Source organism: Wolbachia endosymbiont (group A) of Dendrolimus pini (assembly GCF_964026835.1).
Taxonomy (GTDB): Bacteria; Pseudomonadota; Alphaproteobacteria; order Rickettsiales; family Anaplasmataceae; genus Wolbachia; species Wolbachia pipientis.
This window is the reverse complement of record NZ_OZ034702.1, coordinates 737,964-757,497: the sequence shown is the minus strand read 5'-3', so window position 1 is coordinate 757,497 and position 19,534 is coordinate 737,964. Positions and strand designations below refer to the sequence as shown.

Below are 19,534 nucleotides of genomic sequence, written 5' to 3'. Positions count from 1 at the left end.
AGAGTTTTTTTCTTAAATGGAGGTATATGTGTTTGTTTCTGCAAGCAATGTTAGCTATGGAATAGGGCAAAGAATAGAAAATTGTAGGTTAATGCGAGGGCATACTCAAATAGGATTAGCAAGTCAAATAGGTTTAACATACCAAGAAGTAAACAGCTATGAAGATGGGTATATTCCTATTCCAATTGAAGTACTATATATAATAGCAAGAGTATTATCAGTTGACGTTATAGATTTATTACCTGAACCAGTAATAGTAAGGGAAGACAGCTATGAAGACGAGGAAATACTCTATCTAACGAAAATATACGAGAATCAAAAGTTAGGCAAAATAGTACCTTCATTAGTCAGGTTTGTTCATATTAGCGAAAAAATTAATCAAGAAGAGGCAAGGTTGGAAATAGCAAAAAATCTAGTGAAAGAAGGGGTTTCAGTTGACATAATTTCCCAAGCAACCGGCTTATCTATTTACGAGTATGATAATACAGAGAAAGAAGTCTGCACTGATTCTATATACTACAGAATAGGGCAAAGAATAAGAGAATGGAGATTGATAAAAAGGTATACTCAGAAAGATTTAGCAAACAAAGTTGGTTTAACACTCAAGGAAATACACGAGTATGAAATAGGATACACTGCCATATCATTTGACAAATTATATCAAATAGCAGAAGGATTATCAGTGAATATTAAAGTTCTGCTGCCTAAAACAAATGAAGATAGTGAACTACTTAATTTACTAAGAAAAACTGAAGAGCAAGAATTAGTGAAGAAATTTTTATCTAGGGATATGAAGAATAGCAAAGAGAAAGTTAAAAAAACAGAAAAGATTAAGGTTGCGAAAAATCTAGTGAAGGCGGGTGTTTCTACTGATGTTATTTTGCGAGCAAGTGGCCTAACTGCTGATGAGTTGGGTGAGTGTGAAAATTGAATGTGTTTAAGATATAAGTAAAGTTAGTTAATGATTTAACCAACAGAATTTGCTAACCAACTTTTTTGGCTCAGTTGAATTTTGCTTGGTATAAATTAAGATATGAAATCGCAAAGTTTATCTATTAATTTCTGATTGTCCTCTATCATTGCCTTTGCCTCTTGTTGAAGAGATTTGATATTTTTTGATGTAATGTTATCCATGTCAGCCGACGCTAGCTTCAATTGCGATTGTATTCTTACGTATCTATTGCCTATTATAGCACTTCTCGCAATAGTCCGAATAGGATAAGATATGTGCTTATGGCTATGGTAGAGCAGTAGCATATTATGATCTGTTCGGATTATTGTAAAAAGAGCTATACTTGATTCATCTGATAATTTACGCAGTCCAGTCCAGAGGCAAACATCACATTTAACAAAGGTTTTATCCATCCTATTTTTCCAAATCTCTTTGAATTGGCATACTCTATGCTTCTATCTGTTCTTCCAGTACCTATCGATAACAGTAGAATATCATCATTTGGAAATAACCTCTTACCACTTGCATATGCACAAGCCGCTGGATTATTTGCAAATACCCCGCCATTCACTAATACCATTTCCTTGTGGTTGATTTTAAGATATTTAGGTGCAAAGTAAGTAGGTGCAGCCGTTGCAGCTCTGAGTGCATCTTTCAGCTTAATATTACCTTCTTTCCAGCTTTTGAAGAAAAATGGGCAATTATTCTGAATGTCGTAACTGGTAAGCAGTACATTATTTAAAGTGTTTTGTAGAGTATCATCACCAAAATATTTGTCCAATACAAATTCAATATTTTTATATGGGTATTGTGCACAGTTAAACCAAGATAATATTGATCGCCTAAAAAATGAAGACTTGAAAATATATGGTCCATATTCCCGATAGAACTCGACTAAATCATTAGCAGAATATTGAGGTTTATCTTTTTTACATAATCCAGCTACAACAATTCCACCGGTTGAGGTCCCTGCCATAAGATCAAAGATTTCAGCTATCGGTTTTCTTGTCCTTTGCTCTATTTCTGCTAGAATAATGGCTGGTATGATGCCTCTTATGCCACCTCCATCAACGGATAAAATATATTTAATCATTGTGAATTTGGGTAAAGGTATTAAGATTTAATTTTTCCGCTTAGAACGTGTAATTTAAACTCATCCAATTCCTCAGAAAGATTTTTTACCCTTTCCTCAAGTACTAACACTTTTTCCATTAAACCATATTCAATAAGTTTATCGTGAAATTGTACCCTTGAGTCTAGCTTGGATAACCACCATATAAATGCTACTGTTTGTATTAATAACGTGATAATTACTGTAATTGGGATTTTTTGATTTTGCATGTTTCTCCTAACTGTGTAATCTTTCAACTACTTCTTGTTTCCGGTTACGAAATATTACTGCTCAGATTCGTGTTCTTTTTCAGCATTATAGAGCAAGTGTATAATTTCATCGTATGGTTTATCTTTATTGTGCCGTGATCTTAGCACAGCTACATCTCTTGGGTTTTTTCCATCTATATCTCTAATATTAGGATTTGCGCCTTTCTCCAATAAAAACTTAATAACTTCTAGGTGTCCTTCACCTGCAGCGTGATGTAAAGCTATTCTTTTAAATGCATTTCTATCAAGTGCGTTTATATTTACTTTTTCCTCTTCTATTAAAAATCTGATAATGTCTAAACATCCTTTTCTTGCTGCACAATGTAACGTTGTTCCACTCAAGTTTGGAGCCATATCCTTTACTAAAAGTTTTACTATTTCTAAGTTGCAATTACTAGTAGCCACTTGTAATGTTTTGTTATAATTATCTGTAGCTTTAGATTTTTGATAGCAATAAGTAATAGCAACGCATACTATTAATAGTATGAACCATACGAAATGTAGTTTATCTCTTTCATTATACTTTATTTTTTTCATATTTGGCACACAGTTTCTTCATATTAAATAGATCATTACTCATTTTTTTCTTAACATTACTTACTCAAAGATGCTGACAACATAGTAAGGTAACCCGAGCTATTTAAAGTATGCTCCGCTCTATTAATTATCCATTCACCATCTAACGCTTGATTAAAACCTAGAAGATTAAGTTTAGCTTCTGCAAAAATTTGAGGATTACCAGGCATAGTTACATCTAAAGTTTCATTGTTACGCTTCAATTGTTTCAACTTGGCATTTGCTGCACTTAGTGCTGACTCTGCATTTGAGTAAAGTTCCAGCATAATATAACTTGGCTCACCGCTACCAACTGTTTCTTTAATAGTTTCGCCCTTTTCATAGCTATGCCACTTTGCCACTACTGAATTATACTTATCACGTACGGTAAAATGCACTTTCCAATTAATTGTGTCTTGAGGTCTAATATTCGTTGTTCCTAAAGCTTTTCCTGTGGCTGATTTTGCCATGTTTTTTGAAATAAATAATATATACCCACCAGCTAATTTTGCCATTGCTTCGTTTTCTATTGCTATTTTAGTTAACAAGCTGATATCACTTTCATCTATTTGGTTGATGTGGGGTATCAATATATCCTTAAATTCCTCAGCGACTTTGTATCCATATCCATGTTTTTGAGCTATTTCTTTTACTAAGTTTTCTATGGTAATTTGGTGCCATTCTTTTGATACTTTTGCCTTCAAAGATATTCTTAAATTTGTTGCATGAGCTTTTATTAGTAGGGTCTTAGGTGGGCCTTGTATCGTAACTTCATTGACTGTATATACACCCATTGGAAAGATTCCCGTTTCCTTATAACCTAGTGCTATGTTCAATTCATTTGGAACTTCTACATTTTCATTGCCATAATCAACACATACCTCTGCGATATCATCTATAGTACCAGATTCATCAGTAAGATACACCGATATTACATGATCTTTTATTCCTTCGATGCTAAATTCAGGTTTCATTTATTCCCACACTTTTAACTTCGATTTTTTCAACTGCTCTTGTATTGTAGGTAACTTGATTTTTAATCCTGCAGGCAAAAAACTTCCATAATCTGCAAGTCCAGGATTTTCTTCCAATACTATTTCTACTGCTCCAGAGCTATGTCCATAGTGTTTAAAGCATATATAATCCAACATTTCATTTTCTTGTGCTATATAATGTACTGTCATACATAACGCCTTAAACTTAAGCTAAATTCAACCTTTTTTGCTAATCCACAGGGAAAATACGACGTTTGCTTTTCTTCTAATCGTGTAATTACAAACTGCCCTAAAACATTACCCGTATTATCCACTAAAGGATAGGATACTTGATTTTCTATTGATTCCTTTAAATTTTTTAGTTGGTTTAAGCCATTAGAGTTATTAAGATAAATGACTCCTTCTAAATCTATATTTTCTACTCCCTGGCCAATATTTTGCAACAATGGAGCTTTGTGAATACACTCTATGGTATTCCAACGATTCTCTTTACTGCACCTTAACCCTGTTGGAGAAATTTTATATGGACCAAGTGAAAACATTAGTAAATAGGTTCTATTGAATCAAATAAAACATCTCGCGATTTTTCTCTTATTCTTTTTATTACTGTATCAGCAAGACTACGTACATCTTGGTTAGGTTCTGCTTTAATACTTATATTAAATGTAAAAGTTTGATTGAAAATTTTTTGTTCACACTTTTCACAGTCTTTTAAAACTTTCTCTGAATTATCTGCTACAGAACCTTTTTCTGTAATCACGCTAGCACTTTCAATATTCGTTCTACTATTCGAAATTCCACTAAAAGCATTATTATTTAATAAAGGATTTCCTTTACTAAAAACATTTCTATTTTCACTAGTTGCACTGCCTATTTTTGCTTCTACTGTTTTCTCTAATGCTTTTATTGGATTATCATTAAACAATTTTCCTATACCAATCCAATTTTCTATAGGTTTTGTAATTGATTTCCAGATACTTGAGAAAAAGTCCTTTACCTTTTGCCAATTAGCGATTACAAGTGCTGCACCAACTGATAGTCCAGCAATAGCAGCTCCTATAGGATTGGTTAGCGTTAAAGCTTTCAGTCCCATGATTACTGCTGGAATTACTCGTGCTGATAACGAAGTTAATACTGGCAAAAGTGTTCCCTGCAAAATAGCATTAAAAGTTAATAGTCCACCTCCAGCCAATGCAAATGCATAACCAAAACCTACCACTGCAATCTTGCCAATAATAAGAGCTGAAATTATGCTCATAACTCCTGTAGTCAAAATTGGACACTTCTCTGCGAACCAAGCTATACCTGTAGATATAGACCTCAAAATCTTACTTATCCAATTTAAAGGAGGTAGCATAACTGACCCTAAGTTCATTCCTAGCTCTGCTATTGTATTTTTAAGTAGCTGCAAGTTATTTGCTGTAGTGCTTGCACGGTTATTAAATTCCTTTTGCATAGATTTGTTATACTTTTCTTTATCAGCCACAAAATCTATTGCTTTTTTATATTCTTCCAAACTCCCAACTATCAATGCAATATCATCTTGATATTCTTGACCAAAGAGATTGAGAAGGATTTGTGAACGTTCCTGTCTATCTACTTTTTCTAAAGTTTCAAAAAAATGAAGTAGAGCGTTTTGCCCGTTTTCAGCAACCTTTTGTGACATTTCCTCTGCAGTGATACCTATCGATTCCAATGCTGCTTTGAACTCTTTTCCTTGCCCTTCAGCAGTTTGAAGTTTAGAAAGCAGAGCATTGACAGCAGTTGCTGCTTTTTCAGGTTGTTTACCTAAACTAATGAAGGCATTTACTAAACTACTTGTCTGATTAATATCTAAACCAAATTGTTTTGCATTACCACCCACTCTAGCAAGTGCTTCAATCATATCGTTTGCCTTAGCTGCAGTATTATCTGATAGGTAATTTATAACATCACCAACTCCTTCCATCTTCTCTACTGCAATTCCATAAATGTTAGCGAGTTTAGCTATGGAATCACCAGCTTGTTCAGCAGACATATCAAATGCTGTGGCCATTTTAGCTACTGTTGTGGTAAATTCAAGCAGCTTACCTTTGTTGATACCAAGCTGTCCGCCACTTGCAGCTATTTGTGCTAACTCTGCGGCTGATAATGGTATTTCACGGGATAATTTCTTCAATTCTCGAGTAAATATATTAGCTTCATTATCACCATTAAATTCTACTACTTTCCTAACGTCAGCCATAGCACTTTCAAAGTCAATCGCAACTTTAATTGGCGTTGCAAGCGAAAGTCCTAGTCCTATAGTTTCCATTACTTGTGATCTATAATGCGCTTTTTTTGCCAAAGCATTTTGCTGTTTTTGTATTACAGATCCTAATTTATTGTATTTCCCTTTGAGTACTTCAATAGATGAACCAAGTTTAGTTTGATCCCTCACTAAAGATTTAATATCCTTTCCACTTTTCCTTATTTCTTCATTTAATGTGTGAAGTGCATCTCTCTTTTTAATATAAGCCTCTTTTGCCTTTGATGCCGATGCTTTCAATTTTTCGAATTCATTTCTCAGTGCTTTGCTTGGTTCTTTTTTTTCCTTCTTCTCTTTAGCGATTGCTGTAGCTGATTCTTTTGCTTTCTTCTCCGCTTCCTTCCAATTCTTCATGGCTTCAAGAGCATCATGATTTAATTGCTTAAATTTGGAGACTGATTTCATTGACGAATCAAGCTGCTTTATACTATCACCCAACTTAGAAAGCTTTGCTGCACTACCTGTCATTGCACTATTAAAACTGCCATCTAATGTTGCACCGATCTTTATTGAAAGCATTGACATTTTTTTGCCACTCCTTTACTTATTTCTATCCAGGATAAAAATTCATTTACATCCATATTAGTAATCTGCTCAATTCCACTTCCTGAAATAGAACTGAGTAGTAATACATTATACTTTAAGTTCTCTGTTCCAGCTGCGACAAAAAATCTTTTAGTACCTTTTGTATTTCTACATAATCTTTAATACATAAATCTTCAACTACTTCTTTTGGCACAGATGCTAGATTAGCAATTAAAGCTACCTCTTTCAAAGCTTCGCCTTCTATGCGTTCTATAGCAAGTAAATCTCTTACTTTAGGTTCACGCATCGATAACTCTGAGACAGAAATTCCATCAACTGTAATTGGGTTGTTTAGTGTTATAGTGTGCATTATTGCCTCCTTAAAATAAAATTTCGAAATCTTTTCATATGCCTAAAACCGTTTGTAGCAAAGCCATCTGATCCACACCATTTATCTTTCTAATCATATTTTCAGCATCGATTTCTATTAACTCATTACCACCTATAGTAAGTTTATAGTAATGAGCAGCTACAGTACACTTCAGCGTTGCTTTTTCAGCAGGTTTCCAGTTACCAAAATCAAACTCTTTAAAAATGCCTCTTAAATTGATTATTACTGCTTCAATATCATTACTACCACTCCCTTGCATTCCACCTCTGAGTGTCAAAGAAACTGAATTCCCATTTATTAGACCAAATAGCCTAAAGAGTTCTGTATCGTATTCAGAAAAAGTGAAATCTGCTTCAAGCTTTTCCATGCCCATATCAATATTTATTGGAATATCCATACCACCAGCTCTGTACTCTTCGGTTTTTATGGTAAGCTTCGGCAAGGTTATTTCATCTATTTTTCCTGCATAACCCCGGCCATCAACAAATACGTTAAAATTTCTCAGTATTTTCGGTAACACTTTGCTTTCTCCTAACTTATTACACTATTATTTACGAGATGAGATTTGAATGTTATTTGCTCAGCCGGATATGGTAGTGTAAATTCGAAATCAAAATATACTTTCCCGCTTGCAATATTTGTTGGTGTATTGAGCTCTGGAGTTGCATAACATTTTCCGCTAATAATCGCTCCTTGTACTTTTAAATTGGCCAAATAAGAATTCACCCCCTCAATCACATCATCTATATAAGTTTTGGTGATATTGCGATCAACTGCCCATAAATGAGCTCGAAGTAGACTATCATTGATTAAATCTGCAGTCCTTCTCACTGACAGAAAAGCCCATTTTGAGTCATTTGAACATGTTCTATTTCCCCAAAGCCTATAGCCGTTTTGATGAATTATCGTTGTTACTTCATTTTCATTTAAGTGGTTTGCTCTGCAATTTGCATAACCTAAGCTAAAATCAATAGGCCTGCTTGTGCCAACAATACCATTTATCTCTTTATTTGAAGGTGAATGCCAGAAGCCTTGTTCGCTGTCTATTTTAGCTATTAAACCAGCTACAAATGGGCTTGCTGGCAAGGTTCCTTCTTTTCCTTCAATAAATACCTTAACCCAAGGGTCAACTACGTAAACTCTTGAGCTGCCTACACTTTTTCTCCATTTTATTGCTTCTTCATCATTAGTATTTGGTCCATCTGCAACAATAATTGCTCTTAATTTTTCTGCTATGGAAATTAAAGCACTCACTACTGGATTTACTCCATCTATTTCAGGTAACTGATGAGTAAACTGAGGTGCAATTAATATTCTTGGAGCAATATGAACTATGCTTTCACTACTGAGGAATGCCTCTATCCCTTGATACTCTCCAGTCTCTTTATCAACACCGCCAATTATATTTTGGATAGTTTCACTTTCTTTGAGCTTTGAATCGCTGTTTTCACTTTCTTTAACTCGAATAACTACTACTGTTGCACCAATCTGGGAAAATATTCCGTTTGTTGCAGAAGGTAAACTGCCACTCTTTCCAAGTCTTGCTGCTTCTTTTAAGCTTCCTGCAATTAACACTGGTTTATTTAGCGGAAACTTTTGCTCATCAGCTTCAGGTGCAGTACCAATTACACCTATCACTGATGATTTAGCTGTACGTACTGTCTTTGCTCCTGAGGTTACCTCAATAACATTTACTCCGTGTAAAAATTCTTCAGCCATTTCTTTGTATCTTTTGTTTAAAATCGTTTAGTAAGTTCTCTAGCTCATTTTTACTTTTGGCTTCTGCAATTTTCTTCTTGGTAATGTCTTCCAACTCTTCACATTTAATTATTTCTTTTACTGCTTTTTTTGCTTTTTCTTCAATTATTCTTGCCATTTCAATAACTGTAATACCACGGACTTTTGCTAATGGTTCTATAATTTCTGTATCCTTTTTACTTATAGACTCTGGTGCTGCTAGAATGCTTTTTGCGGCTTTTTCTTGTATTTGATACGATTTAGCTTTTTGGTGAGAATTTCCAGCGTATTCGTTAGTATAGTTATTAAAATAAAAACGCACACTATCAAGTGCAGAAAGTTTCGCATTTTCCAATAATTCCAGCTCAATATCTTCCTTATTCCTTTCAACAATTTTCTCTCCTTCTGTTAAACAATAACTTTTTTGCCAGTCAAAATTCTTTGGTGCTTCATACCAATCATTTCCAGTTGGCTTGTTTTCAAGTGTTGTTGTTTCAATCTGCTTGTGGTTTTCAAAACGTATATAAATAGTCACAAATTCCTCCTCATTGCCATATTTGATCAGTTCGTTCTAACCCTGGACATTGCCAAGCCCTGAGCGTCCTTTCCACATCTACCTCAAGCCCTGTGGTGAGAAAATTGCTACGTATGTTATAAATCCCCCACTGAATAAATTGACCATAGTTGTGTACATAATTTGATGCAAGCATACCTTGACTAACTTGTGTTCTGGAATACAGATAAGATGATGTGTAAAGTAATATTGCAACTGTTTTTCCTGCTGGAATCTCCACATTACCAGATCCGGCTAACTTGCTATCAGAACTCGTGTATTGGTAAACATTTTTCCATACTATTTTTGAAATACTTGATTTATTAGAATTAGTGTTATCAGGAGTTCCCACAAATAATCCTGCTCCCCCATACTCCGTACTCGAATACGATGATCCAACAAATTCCATTGTCTTATTTATGTTCACATTGGTTGTATTTTTTACAAATACTACTCCAAGTGCAGCATACGGGTAATAGTATATCTCATCATAACTACCCGAAAAACTTTTTGTGCATAACTCTCCGTAAATAAATGTTCCTTTACTTCCCTCTATAAAACTTAGTTGTCTTGGCCGATAAAAACTAACGTAATCTGTATTGTACGTATGGCTACCTGCTAGTAGTTGTAACATATAGTCAGTTTTTGTTATATCACTACTCCACTTTCCAAGCTCTGTCGTAAAAGTTCCGTGGCCAAAATAATTATTTTTTCTGCCAAGTACACCAAATAAGAAAGGTAATGACCCTGGTTCAACCATGTTGCGCTTTCTTATTTCATTTATAAGAGACGCTTTTAACTGTTCATCCCGAGTTTTTACCTCATTCAGGATGTTTTCAATTCGAGTTTCTATTTCCCTAATAATTGATGAGCCACTTGGCACATCATTAACAGTACGGAAGTTATTCACTAAACCTTTAAGACCATCTTTATGACTGTTACTAATGCTATTTATTGCTGCAATATTGGCATTCTTTCTCGTATCAAGTAGCGATAAATTTGTTGTTCCTTTTTCATCAATTCTCTTTAATAACTGCTTCTCTGATTCAGAGATCACTGCTAAAGAACTAGCTTTTTTATTATCCAGATCAGTTAAGTGTTTTTTTGCACTATCAAGAAGTTCTTTTAGCTTACCATCAGTCATCTGTACAATTTCAGAAACTGCACTTTTGTCGACTATTGATTCCAATGCTTTAGCAAGATATGCTAATTGATCTGGTGTACTGTTTGCTGCTAAATCCTTAAGCCTCTTTTGTAGTGCATCAATTATCTCTTTTACCTCAGTCATCTGCACAATGTCAGCAATAGCTTTTTTATCTGCTATCAATTCCAGCGATTTTGCAAGATATGCCAGTTGATCAGGTGTGCTGTTTGCTGCTAAATCCTTTATCCTTTGGTATATTGCTTCTTTCATTTCCAAAAATTTAAAAAAGTCTCAAAATTAAACCGCTCAAAATTACTCTTAAGTTGATTATGCTCATCTTCTCTTTCGGTAATATCTTCATCTATTTTCTTAATTGTGGTACGGATACGAACAACATCTTGCACAGCAATGTTTTCTGGATGAGGCAAAGAGTATCCTCTACTTGTTTTATCATCTGACATTCTGCTAAGTGATAATGATTCGTAGATTTTTGACTTTTGGACGATAGACAACCGTTCCACTTAAAACCAATTTTATCCTTGTATCATTACCATTAAAATTTGATAGCACATGAGTTCTCTCTACCAAATTTTCTCCAATTGGTTTTCCTGATGTTAAATTTACTAATTGCCAATCCACGTTTTTTTGTACATATGCTTTAACATCTGCAGTGCCAGGTATCAGCGCATCATATGTTATGGTAATCTTAGTGTTAGCTCCTGCTGTAATGCTTCTTGTAACATAATCTCCGAACTCTGAAAGATTACCCAGAACTAACTGTAACCCAGGATAAAGAACTGGACTTTTTTCTCGCCCTCCTTTTAGGCTTGCTTTTACCGTTAATTCCCCATTTATTCTTTCACGCAGTGCGAGCGGCAAATTATCAGACAAAAAATTTTCTTTTCCTTCTTCATCTGTTAAAATAAATTCTACATTGGTATCAAATGCTACTTTTTCGACGTTCGTCAAAACAATTAAATCTGATACGTTATTTGCAGTAACCTTGCCAAGATCAATAATGTGAGAAACTTCGCTAAATTTTGCAGCCAAAAGCCGAAGCGTTAAATCTAAGTTCTGATGTGGAGTCCAAGTACTTGCGTTGCTAGATGAGAGTAATACTCCTACTTGATATGGCTGACTCGTTACCCAACGGCTATTTACTGCATCATATTTGCCAAGTTCTGCTATTTTGACTGTTGTCTCTGAATCATCGGTAAGTAAAACTATTGCATACTCCTCTCCTGCATGGCAAAACACTGGTGACCAAGTAATACGTGTTGCTGTGCCATCCACCTTTATATCTCTTGGCTCAATATAACTTTCAGCAATGACGGTCTGCGAGGGCATTCCCACTGCTGTTTCTCTAATCTGCACAACAACACGTTTTTTGCCTTTATTTACAAACCATAGTTCCACGCCTCCTATGTGCCTACTTTCATTTAAAGTAAATGTTTGCGCTAAAGGATCAACTCTTCTTGCTGCGATCACTCTTCTTCTTTCTTCTATAGTAATAGTTTTTTTACCAGTATAAGTTGCCTCTCCATAGCTTCCTTTATCCCCATAAAACTGTACTAATTTAGTACCTGCTGGAATGTTTGCTGGTACTTTCACCTTTCCCTTTAATTTTCCCTGGTTGTTAGCTCTTTTTTCCACTTTTTTTTCCTCTATGCCATAGGTATAATAGAAATGCCATCAAATTTTATTTCCTTAAGCTTTTCATCTGGCTCAAAACCTTCAATTTCAAAATTCTGTACTGCTTCTCTCATAAATTCAGTTTCATATGAAGTACTTGACAGCAGCTCTGTTGTTTCTTTAACATTAAATACTCTAGTTACTGGACTTTTCCAATTCGTGGTAACCTCCGTCCAGTGGTCTATATTTTTATTTAGAGTAATTTGTGCCGGAACTGGATCAAAAGCTTGATACGGATTAACTTTTTCTCCTTTAGTCTGTAAAAGCTGCTCCAGTACCGGTTCAAGTTTATAAGGTAAAAGATAAGGTTCTCTACCTCTTTCAATATCAATGATTTCTACGTTTATCGGCAATATCAGCTCCCTATTTACTATTGCTGCAGATTGTGAAATTCCTTGATCACGCATATCATCGTCAAAAAACGAATCAACAAATACTCCTTTTTTGGTAGTAGGTTCTCTTGAATTTGCATCATTGCGTAGACGTTCCTCTGCAACCAGCGCATAAAGATCATTTATTCCTTTTTTCATTGCTTCAAGCTCATTCATCGGTACAGCATGAATAGCATTATTCACTATTTTTACCCCTTCGCCTTTTTTCCACGTCTGATGAATGTAGCAGAGCAAAAGCTGTTCAGAAGGAGCTTTAGGCATCGATGGTCGCCAAGGGTGAGAAATTCCTTTTATTCTCCTTACCACCCCTTTGCTATCGATAGTAATTAAATCAAAGCGGGGCATTTTCCAGGTATAATCTATCAAAACCAAGCTATTATCAACTGCTCCTTTTACTTTGCATCCCTGTTCACTTATATCTTCAGGGCTTACATGAGTACGACAGCGGTAAGTTATTTGATAACTACTTCCAGGAGCTGGTTCTTTACCTGGTAATGACCAATCAACGTTTCCTGCGTTTAATTTGTAATCTATACTATTTTCATAAATAACATTGCCTTGTTTAACTTGAATAATCTCAAGTACTGCAGAGTCAGGTATCGGATCAATAGCTCCAGAGTATGAACCATGAGTAACAGTAATGGTTTTCTGAACAGTTATATCTACTTTTTTAATTTCACTTATTGGAAAATCATTAACCTTCAGTTCCATTACTCTTTGGCTATTTGGCTGAAAAGTATGTGGTTCTGATTCAACTGATTTTATATCCGGATCTTCATCAAAAGAAACACGAATACTGTGAGGAAGTTCAATCTCATAGCCATCAACATGAGCTTTGCCCTCATTAATCACAAATATTTTTTTTCCTCCTTCTCCCTCTTCCTTTTGCAGGAACATTACTTCAAGACCATTTACGACGTAGGAACCATTTGCTTCTTTGTCATAACGAGCAAGAGCAGTAGTTACTATGTTTGCTTGTGGTGGCGGTGAATACTGAACAAGAACTCCGTTTTCAATGTTATAAATTGGATAAAATTCTCCTTCAGAAAAACGTAAAAAAAAACCTTGAGCTTGATAACCCCAAATGGTGGAAACTTTAAGCCTTGCAGCTCCAACTTCTTGATAATTACGTGCACCAACTGCAGGATCACGAAGATTTTCATCCTCAAGTTCTGTGATGGTAGATTCTACATAATAAACACCTATGCGAACTATAGTATTAAGTGGAATAATAAATTCTTCTTTTTCAACTTTTCTAACTGCACCGCGCAGATAGATTTTTCCTCCCTCAAGTGTAACTTTACCAGTTTCTCTATCTATAATACAATTGCTTCCTGTTATAACATCACCATCACGAAATATTGCATCGCCTATGCCTTTAATCTTAGAGAGAGCATACTCCTGAGTCTCGTTTAGTTCTGCAGACTGTAGACCTCTTCCTGCTAGAAACAAGCTTTTTTCGTATTCTTTGTCAGGATTAAAGCGGTTATAATAGGCGTTTAAAGTCATTTAATGCTAGAAAAATTCAAAAAGTTACAACAAATGAAAAAGTTTCCCGAGTTGCAGCAGTTCTGATAAGTGGTACGGTATGTTCCAAAATCAATAAAATCCCATGTTCTTCTATATCTTGAGGTTCAAAATATCTCTGTCCTTCAGGTAATTCTTCTTTTATTTTAGTACCAACCATAACCCCTAGCTCTCTGATTACTTGATTTGCTGCATCCGTGAAATCGAAAGTAAATTTGAGATAGAGATTATTAGTTGGTACATTTGAGGGCCTAAACCTTCCAGATGGAGTTATAAGTTCACCGTTTTCATCACCTGTGCAGAATAGCACTTCGTCTGCAGTACGTCTGCCAAGTTCATTGAGCAGTTTTTCAGAAGTTATCAGCTCTGGTGGTGTGCTTTCACTATACTCTACAGTAACTTTATCACTTACTGGAATAGAGCTATTTTCCGTACGTTTTATTACATCAGTACTGCCATTAACTGTATAGTCAATACTTGGCTGATAAGTTGTTTGCCCTGTAACAACCTTCACATCTTTAATAGGTTGATGATCAAATTTTATTTCACCCTTAACGAAAGTTTTTTCTACTTTATGGCTACTTTTCCAACTTGAATCACCTGTTCCCCAAGCAAGATGGATAGATTGCTTTTTTATGCTTGCTGCTATTGCTGCTCTACCTGACTGTGTGAGAATTGACATTTTTAATTAAGCCTCATATATTATATATGTACGATGACTTCAAAATTCGTCCGCAAAAATCAAAATATTTTTTTATATCAGAAAAATTTTTTAGGAGAATAGCTCAGCTCCACAGCTAAACTTTCCAACACCGCGAGCAAATGGTCCGCTAGGAATGTCAAGCCATTTATCTTCTTTTGAACCAGTAGCCATTCCCTTAACCAACTTCCGTGCTTGTAACAGCTCTTGAACTATACGCTCCATTCTATCTCTTCCTATACTGTGAAACTCCTCAGGTAGTCTATGCCGCTGTTTATACACTCCTGTACTTCCTGTATGGGTAAATGGATGTCCAGAAATTGCTGCTCGTGTAATTGCAGTTATAAGATGCTGCTTTGAATCTTTTTCGTTCATATTTTTTATTTTTAATCTTTCAGTTATGTCTTCTAACAATCCTGTTTCTTCATTTCTTAAATAAGTGCGTAAAGTGCGATCAGCCAAACCGTTTGCTTTAACAATTGCTCCATAAAATAATGCGTTCTGTCTTACAGATTCTCCTATTGATTTAAAAATTGTCGGTTTAGCTGTATCTTCCACAGACCAAAAAGCGTATGAACACCTAACACCATTAACAAGAGCAGATGTACCTCTAATGGCATCACGTGCTTGCTCAACAGTCGATATAGGTTTTTCACTTTTTGGCTTTCTCATATGATGAGCAGTAATTATTGATGCTCCAGTGCTACCTGCTAAATCAGATAATAAAGACATCAAATAATCGCCTACGGCTGGGTCAGTATTTAAATCAGCATGCACGAATGATGCAAGTGGATCAAATACGATTAATTTTAAGTCTTTTATTTTATTAAGTTGTTTTGTTATCGATTCAAATTCAGGAGAAGTCTCTATAACTTTACCTGAAACACTCTTTATGATTGTAAGTGATCCACTAACATTTGGTAATGGTACAATAAAGAGCCTATCCTTATATTTTAATCTCTCGCATTGTGAGTCAAGACGCTCTAAACGACGATGTATTTCACTCATATCATCTTCTGCAGAGAATATTACAACAGATCCATGTTCAGTAACTAAAGGACCAAAACCACATGGCTGATCTTTTCTACTCGCAACTTTCAGTGCTAAATCAAGCAGAAGCATACCTTTACCAGTATCTCCCATTGCAGCTAGAATAGATGTCACTCCTAAAGGAAATAACCCTTCAACAAGAAACTTTTGCTCTGGTACTGGACCTATAAAACGTTCCACACTCCATTCTTGAATATTAAGAAATTGCTTAACGATGATTTTTTTCGAGTTATTTTCAATGAATTCAGGAATATTCATCTTTTCTTCTATACCATCAGCTGAATCCCATCCTTTTGGTTTATTCTCCGGTATTTCAAGAAGAGTAAGTGATAAAACACCAAGAAAAGTAAGCTTTTTCACCACTTTCTCAGCATATTGTTTACCTGGCTCATCATTGTCTGGCCAAATAATAACATGCTTACCCTTAAGTGGTGACCAGTCTGTTTTTTTTATTGGTGCATTTGCTCCTAACATTGCAGTTGTGGCAGTCATACCTTTCTCTATCAGAGCATCTGCACACTTTTCACCTTCAACTAAAATCACCTTATCAGATTTCACGATACCTGGAATATTATATAAAGGCCTGGTCTCTGGTAGAGTAAAACTAGACCTTTTTACATCAAAAGGAAGATATCTTTTTCCTGAATCAGTGTTATAACGATAAACTGTAACAATCACTTGATCACTTTCATCGTAATAGTTCCATGATGCCGTTGGTTGCCCCAGAGTGTTATTTTTTTCCGAATAACCAATCCACTTAGCAATATCTTCTATCGTATCAGTAAATTGATTTTTTCCAGTAACAGCAGCCCAAAGATCAAAAATATCTCCTCCTTCTTCGGTAGAAAAATCATGCCATAATCCGGCTTTACTGCCAGTTAACTCCACTATCATACTTTGTCCTTTATTGCCTTGTAGATCACCTACATAGAACTTATCACCACGAAAAGTTCCTCTTGGCAGTAAATAAGAAAGACATGACCTTATATTTGATAGGAGTTGAGTTCTTAACTGTTCTTTCTTCCCTAATAATTTATAATGTCCATTTCTTTGTGAACAATAAATATCCATACCTACCTGAAGAATTTTTATGTTCTAGCTATAACGTTAGCAGATTTCCAACATCCATTAATCTTATTGATGAATTTTGTTGGTATAGATCTACCGTTTCTAAGTTCATATACTACTTGCAAGATATTTGTACGTTTATTGGGTTGAAATATTACTATTCCAGATGTATAAAAACTTCTTAAAGCGTTAGCACCAACGAGAGCTTGAAATGGATTCTTTTCCAATATAGAGGTAGGTACTTTTTTGGTGTGATTTGTGATGATTATTCCAGCCATAGGATTAATCTTGGAACGTAGTTTTTCTATTGCATGCTGCAGACCATAGTTAACGGAATTATAAGGAGAATCAATCACAACTAAATCAAACTTTTCCTCTACCATATTTTTTATTTTTTCTATACCTTCTTCATTTAAGGTCAAATTCATCTTGTTCGTCACAACTAAGTTTTCTGTTGCTAAATGAGGAAGTTTGTTGAGTTGTTGTATACGTTCTCTAATGTAATCATATTCCATTTCGTTTTGTAGATAGAATATTTTTAGCGGTCTTGTAGGCTTCATGCCAAGAAATGATCTTCCTGCTGCCAGATGTACTAATAGAGAAAGAAGAAAATGACTTTTGCCAATCTTTGGAGTACCACCTATGACCAAAAGACCACCTGGTGTCAAAATTCTTGGGCCTATTATATCTTGTGGCATTGGTGATTTGTCATTTAAGTAATGGTTTACAGAAAATGCTTTTCCTTCGTTTTGTTTTTCTTGTAATATGGAACTTCTTTCATCTTTACTGTTCAACCATGTTTCAGCAGAATCTATATTACCTTTAACTAAAGTCCAAAGGTCTATTATATTTCCTTTCTTTTCTTCGATCAGGTTGTACCAATTTCCTGCATTTTCTCCTTCCATTTCAACTATTATCTTATTTCCATTTCTACTGCCAATATAGAATTTATTTTGGTAAGATTTGCCTTCAGGTAACAAATAAGATAAACAATCTTTGATATTATTAATTAATAATGATTTTATTTTTAAAGCATTTTTAGATGAAAAATCCATAAAATTCTCCTTGTTTATTCCAAATTTGTTCAACATATTTTTTAGACGTTTAAAGTCAAGATTAGCCAGCTCACAAACAGTTTCAAAAGATCGTGAGCGAATCCATTGACAAGCCTCTTTTTTAAGTTTAGGGTTTTTTCCTGCTGCATCCTGAATAGCTCTAGTAATAACAGCAGCCCACAACTTTCCTTCGTCATACTTCAAAATGGCAACCAATCATCTTGAAAACTTTTTTGTAATTCTGGAGTAATAACTGTAGTAATCCTATTTCTATCTCCGTACGTATTATTAGTTTCAACGCCTACTTTCGCTGTAAACTCTAAATCGTTGAAATCAGCTATAGAGTTGATTTTTCTAGCAGTAACTGCTTTCTCTGAAGTGTCATTTGCATGAATATTTCTGGATGATTCCAAAATACTACGCAGCATCGAACGTCCAGATTCTCCCCAGATGTCTTCTTCACCTTCTGCTTTGCCATTTTTGATACCTATAATCTGAAAAATCTTGCGTTTTGCATATGGACCTTCAGTGACAGTAAATTCAGTGTTTAAATAGATGCTGCCAGTAGTGTAGTTTTTAGTGAACCAATTTTCATAACCTCCAGGCTTTATTGCCATTTTTACCTTGACTATTGTACCTTTCGGTATTAAACTGCTCTGCAGTTTTGCATTATTAAAATCAGTTAAAAAATCTTGTAGCATACGCTCTCCTATAAGTTGATTTTAAAGTGAAAATTAGCTATTCCATTAGCTGCCAATGACCATTTATCTTATCGACAAGTTTATTTTGCACGCGTTCACCATTGCGAAGCTCAAATACTATCTGGCGTGCACTACTTTCTTCATCATGAGCAAACATCACCATACCAGTACTGTAAAATCCACGTAAAGATCCAGCACCACTTAGGCCTTGAAATGGATCTTCTTCGAGCATCTTTTTTGATAATTTTTTTGTATGATGAGTAAGTACAATACAAGCATCTGGATTGATAGCACTGCGTAGCTTTTCAAGAGTCTTTTGCAGAAAAAACAGCATAGCACTATTGTCATTTTCATTTCCATATTCACTGCTAAAGATGTTACGTAATGGATCTATGGCCAAAACATCAGGTTTAAAGCGTTCATTCACAATTTCCTTGATTTCACTTATTTCATCATGATTAAATGATAAGTGCACTTTTGGCGTAATGATTAAGTTGTTAGCAGCTACATTCAAAAGTTCATTATCAAGTTGTTGCAAACGTTCTTTCATATATTCATATTCAATTTCAGTTTGCATGTAGAAAATTTTCAAAGTTCTACTTGGTGTCATACCGAGAAATGATCTACCAGCGGCCATGTGGACAAGCCAAGAGATCAAAAAGTCACTCTTGCCGATTTTAGGTGGGCCACCCAGTACCAATAAGCCTCTTTTTGTTAAAATTCTTGGTGAGATTATATCTTCTGGTATTGGCGATTGATCATCCAAGTATTCTTTCACACTGAAAAAAGGAATTTTTTGACCAATAGTTAAAAAGTTTTGTAGCATATAA

General features: G+C 35.0%; 20 protein-coding genes and 2 pseudogenes. 1 reads left to right on the top strand and 21 read right to left on the bottom strand.

The features are described 5' to 3' along the window. The first annotated feature begins 16 nt into the window (after positions 1 to 16). Positions 17 to 931 (top strand): helix-turn-helix domain-containing protein, encoded by a 915-nt coding sequence (locus AAGD66_RS03765; protein WP_406833412.1) that lies wholly within the window; start codon positions 17 to 19, stop codon positions 929 to 931. 95 nt (positions 932 to 1,026) lie between these two features. Here AAGD66_RS03765 and AAGD66_RS03760 read toward each other — a convergent pair. The 21 genes and pseudogenes from AAGD66_RS03760 to AAGD66_RS03660 all read right to left on the bottom strand — a co-directional run. Then, positions 1,027 to 1,188: pseudogene (locus AAGD66_RS03760) on the bottom strand (patatin); the annotation flags it as partial. Positions 1,189 to 1,292: 104 nt separating this feature from the next. Further along, positions 1,293 to 2,045, bottom strand: a pseudogene (locus AAGD66_RS03755) (patatin-like phospholipase family protein); the annotation flags it as partial. Between the two features lie 20 nt (positions 2,046 to 2,065). Then, the gene (locus AAGD66_RS03750; protein WP_007302999.1) at positions 2,066 to 2,293 is read right to left on the bottom strand and encodes a hypothetical protein; all 228 of its coding nucleotides are present in this window, start codon (positions 2,291 to 2,293) and stop codon (positions 2,066 to 2,068) included. Between the two features lie 54 nt (positions 2,294 to 2,347). Beyond that, positions 2,348 to 2,869, bottom strand: a complete 522-nt coding sequence (locus AAGD66_RS03745; RefSeq protein ID WP_265024606.1) for an ankyrin repeat domain-containing protein — start codon at positions 2,867 to 2,869, stop codon at positions 2,348 to 2,350. A gap of 56 nt (positions 2,870 to 2,925) precedes the next feature. Next, positions 2,926 to 3,861, bottom strand: a complete 936-nt coding sequence (locus AAGD66_RS03740) for a contractile injection system protein, VgrG/Pvc8 family (protein ID WP_264374858.1) — start codon at positions 3,859 to 3,861, stop codon at positions 2,926 to 2,928. Continuing rightward, positions 3,862 to 4,071, bottom strand: coding sequence for a tail protein X (locus AAGD66_RS03735; RefSeq protein WP_264685702.1), 210 nt, complete (start codon positions 4,069 to 4,071; stop codon positions 3,862 to 3,864). Beyond that, complete coding sequence (locus AAGD66_RS03730; protein WP_236514916.1) at positions 4,068 to 4,424, bottom strand: phage tail protein; 357 nt, start codon at positions 4,422 to 4,424, stop codon at positions 4,068 to 4,070. The genes AAGD66_RS03735 and AAGD66_RS03730 overlap by 4 nt, the downstream gene beginning before the upstream one ends. Beyond that, the gene (locus AAGD66_RS03725; protein ID WP_265024607.1) at positions 4,424 to 6,694 is read right to left on the bottom strand and encodes a phage tail tape measure protein; all 2,271 of its coding nucleotides are present in this window, start codon (positions 6,692 to 6,694) and stop codon (positions 4,424 to 4,426) included. Before AAGD66_RS03725 ends, AAGD66_RS03730 begins: the two co-directional genes overlap by 1 nt. Positions 6,695 to 6,809: 115 nt before the next feature. Further along, positions 6,810 to 7,064 carry a phage tail assembly protein gene (locus AAGD66_RS03720; protein WP_341814416.1) on the bottom strand — a complete coding sequence of 85 codons (255 nt, stop codon included), beginning with the start codon at positions 7,062 to 7,064 and terminating at the stop codon, positions 6,810 to 6,812. A 34-nt stretch (positions 7,065 to 7,098) separates the two neighbouring features. After that, positions 7,099 to 7,605, bottom strand: coding sequence for a phage major tail tube protein (locus AAGD66_RS03715; RefSeq protein ID WP_264706158.1), 507 nt, complete (start codon positions 7,603 to 7,605; stop codon positions 7,099 to 7,101). Positions 7,606 to 7,616: 11 nt separating this feature from the next. Further along, positions 7,617 to 8,804 carry a phage tail sheath subtilisin-like domain-containing protein gene (locus AAGD66_RS03710; protein WP_341814415.1) on the bottom strand — a complete coding sequence of 396 codons (1,188 nt, stop codon included), beginning with the start codon at positions 8,802 to 8,804 and terminating at the stop codon, positions 7,617 to 7,619. Beyond that, positions 8,797 to 9,357, bottom strand: a complete 561-nt coding sequence (locus AAGD66_RS03705) for a hypothetical protein (RefSeq protein ID WP_019236467.1) — start codon at positions 9,355 to 9,357, stop codon at positions 8,797 to 8,799. Before AAGD66_RS03705 ends, AAGD66_RS03710 begins: the two co-directional genes overlap by 8 nt. Before the next feature lie 10 nt (positions 9,358 to 9,367). Further along, the gene (locus tag AAGD66_RS03700) at positions 9,368 to 10,789 is read right to left on the bottom strand and encodes a hypothetical protein (RefSeq protein WP_341814414.1); all 1,422 of its coding nucleotides are present in this window, start codon (positions 10,787 to 10,789) and stop codon (positions 9,368 to 9,370) included. After that, positions 10,786 to 10,980 carry a hypothetical protein gene (locus AAGD66_RS03695; protein WP_015589010.1) on the bottom strand — a complete coding sequence of 65 codons (195 nt, stop codon included), beginning with the start codon at positions 10,978 to 10,980 and terminating at the stop codon, positions 10,786 to 10,788. Before AAGD66_RS03695 ends, AAGD66_RS03700 begins: the two co-directional genes overlap by 4 nt. A gap of 4 nt (positions 10,981 to 10,984) precedes the next feature. Continuing rightward, on the bottom strand, positions 10,985 to 12,172 hold the full coding sequence (locus tag AAGD66_RS03690; protein WP_265024610.1) for a hypothetical protein: 1,188 nt from the start codon (positions 12,170 to 12,172) through the stop codon (positions 10,985 to 10,987). A gap of 11 nt (positions 12,173 to 12,183) precedes the next feature. Further along, on the bottom strand, positions 12,184 to 14,112 hold the full coding sequence (locus AAGD66_RS03685; protein ID WP_341814413.1) for a DUF4815 domain-containing protein: 1,929 nt from the start codon (positions 14,110 to 14,112) through the stop codon (positions 12,184 to 12,186). Positions 14,113 to 14,128: 16 nt separating this feature from the next. Continuing rightward, on the bottom strand, positions 14,129 to 14,812 hold the full coding sequence (locus AAGD66_RS03680; RefSeq protein ID WP_208571553.1) for a hypothetical protein: 684 nt from the start codon (positions 14,810 to 14,812) through the stop codon (positions 14,129 to 14,131). A gap of 90 nt (positions 14,813 to 14,902) precedes the next feature. Next, positions 14,903 to 16,951 carry an AAA family ATPase gene (locus tag AAGD66_RS03675; RefSeq protein ID WP_341814412.1) on the bottom strand — a complete coding sequence of 683 codons (2,049 nt, stop codon included), beginning with the start codon at positions 16,949 to 16,951 and terminating at the stop codon, positions 14,903 to 14,905. Between the two features lie 17 nt (positions 16,952 to 16,968). Continuing rightward, positions 16,969 to 18,219: an AAA family ATPase gene (locus AAGD66_RS03670; protein WP_341814411.1), complete on the bottom strand. Its 1,251-nt coding sequence runs from the start codon at positions 18,217 to 18,219 to the stop codon at positions 16,969 to 16,971. Beyond that, positions 18,204 to 18,704, bottom strand: a complete 501-nt coding sequence (locus tag AAGD66_RS03665; RefSeq protein WP_182364992.1) for a hypothetical protein — start codon at positions 18,702 to 18,704, stop codon at positions 18,204 to 18,206. Before AAGD66_RS03665 ends, AAGD66_RS03670 begins: the two co-directional genes overlap by 16 nt. Before the next feature lie 37 nt (positions 18,705 to 18,741). Continuing rightward, positions 18,742 to 19,530, bottom strand: coding sequence for a helicase RepA family protein (locus AAGD66_RS03660; protein WP_265024614.1), 789 nt, complete (start codon positions 19,528 to 19,530; stop codon positions 18,742 to 18,744). Between the last annotated feature and the right edge of the window lie 4 nt (positions 19,531 to 19,534).

Coding starts and splice junctions, on each gene's coding strand:
- AAGD66_RS03720 (WP_341814416.1), bottom strand. CDS start 7,064: ATGCACACTATAACACTAAACAACCCAATTACAGTTGATGGAATTTCT.
- AAGD66_RS03680 (WP_208571553.1), bottom strand. CDS start 14,812: ATGTCAATTCTCACACAGTCAGGTAGAGCAGCAATAGCAGCAAGCATA.
- AAGD66_RS03685 (WP_341814413.1), bottom strand. CDS start 14,112: ATGACTTTAAACGCCTATTATAACCGCTTTAATCCTGACAAAGAATAC.
- AAGD66_RS03695 (WP_015589010.1), bottom strand. CDS start 10,980: ATGTCAGATGATAAAACAAGTAGAGGATACTCTTTGCCTCATCCAGAA.
- AAGD66_RS03765 (WP_406833412.1), top strand. CDS start 17: ATGGAGGTATATGTGTTTGTTTCTGCAAGCAATGTTAGCTATGGAATA.
- AAGD66_RS03750 (WP_007302999.1), bottom strand. CDS start 2,293: ATGCAAAATCAAAAAATCCCAATTACAGTAATTATCACGTTATTAATA.
- AAGD66_RS03700 (WP_341814414.1), bottom strand. CDS start 10,789: ATGAAAGAAGCAATATACCAAAGGATAAAGGATTTAGCAGCAAACAGC.
- AAGD66_RS03725 (WP_265024607.1), bottom strand. CDS start 6,694: ATGTCAATGCTTTCAATAAAGATCGGTGCAACATTAGATGGCAGTTTT.
- AAGD66_RS03675 (WP_341814412.1), bottom strand. CDS start 16,951: ATGGATATTTATTGTTCACAAAGAAATGGACATTATAAATTATTAGGG.
- AAGD66_RS03740 (WP_264374858.1), bottom strand. CDS start 3,861: ATGAAACCTGAATTTAGCATCGAAGGAATAAAAGATCATGTAATATCG.
- AAGD66_RS03745 (WP_265024606.1), bottom strand. CDS start 2,869: ATGAAAAAAATAAAGTATAATGAAAGAGATAAACTACATTTCGTATGG.
- AAGD66_RS03710 (WP_341814415.1), bottom strand. CDS start 8,804: ATGGCTGAAGAATTTTTACACGGAGTAAATGTTATTGAGGTAACCTCA.
- AAGD66_RS03660 (WP_265024614.1), bottom strand. CDS start 19,530: ATGCTACAAAACTTTTTAACTATTGGTCAAAAAATTCCTTTTTTCAGT.
- AAGD66_RS03735 (WP_264685702.1), bottom strand. CDS start 4,071: ATGACAGTACATTATATAGCACAAGAAAATGAAATGTTGGATTATATA.
- AAGD66_RS03730 (WP_236514916.1), bottom strand. CDS start 4,424: ATGTTTTCACTTGGTCCATATAAAATTTCTCCAACAGGGTTAAGGTGC.
- AAGD66_RS03665 (WP_182364992.1), bottom strand. CDS start 18,704: ATGCTACAAGATTTTTTAACTGATTTTAATAATGCAAAACTGCAGAGC.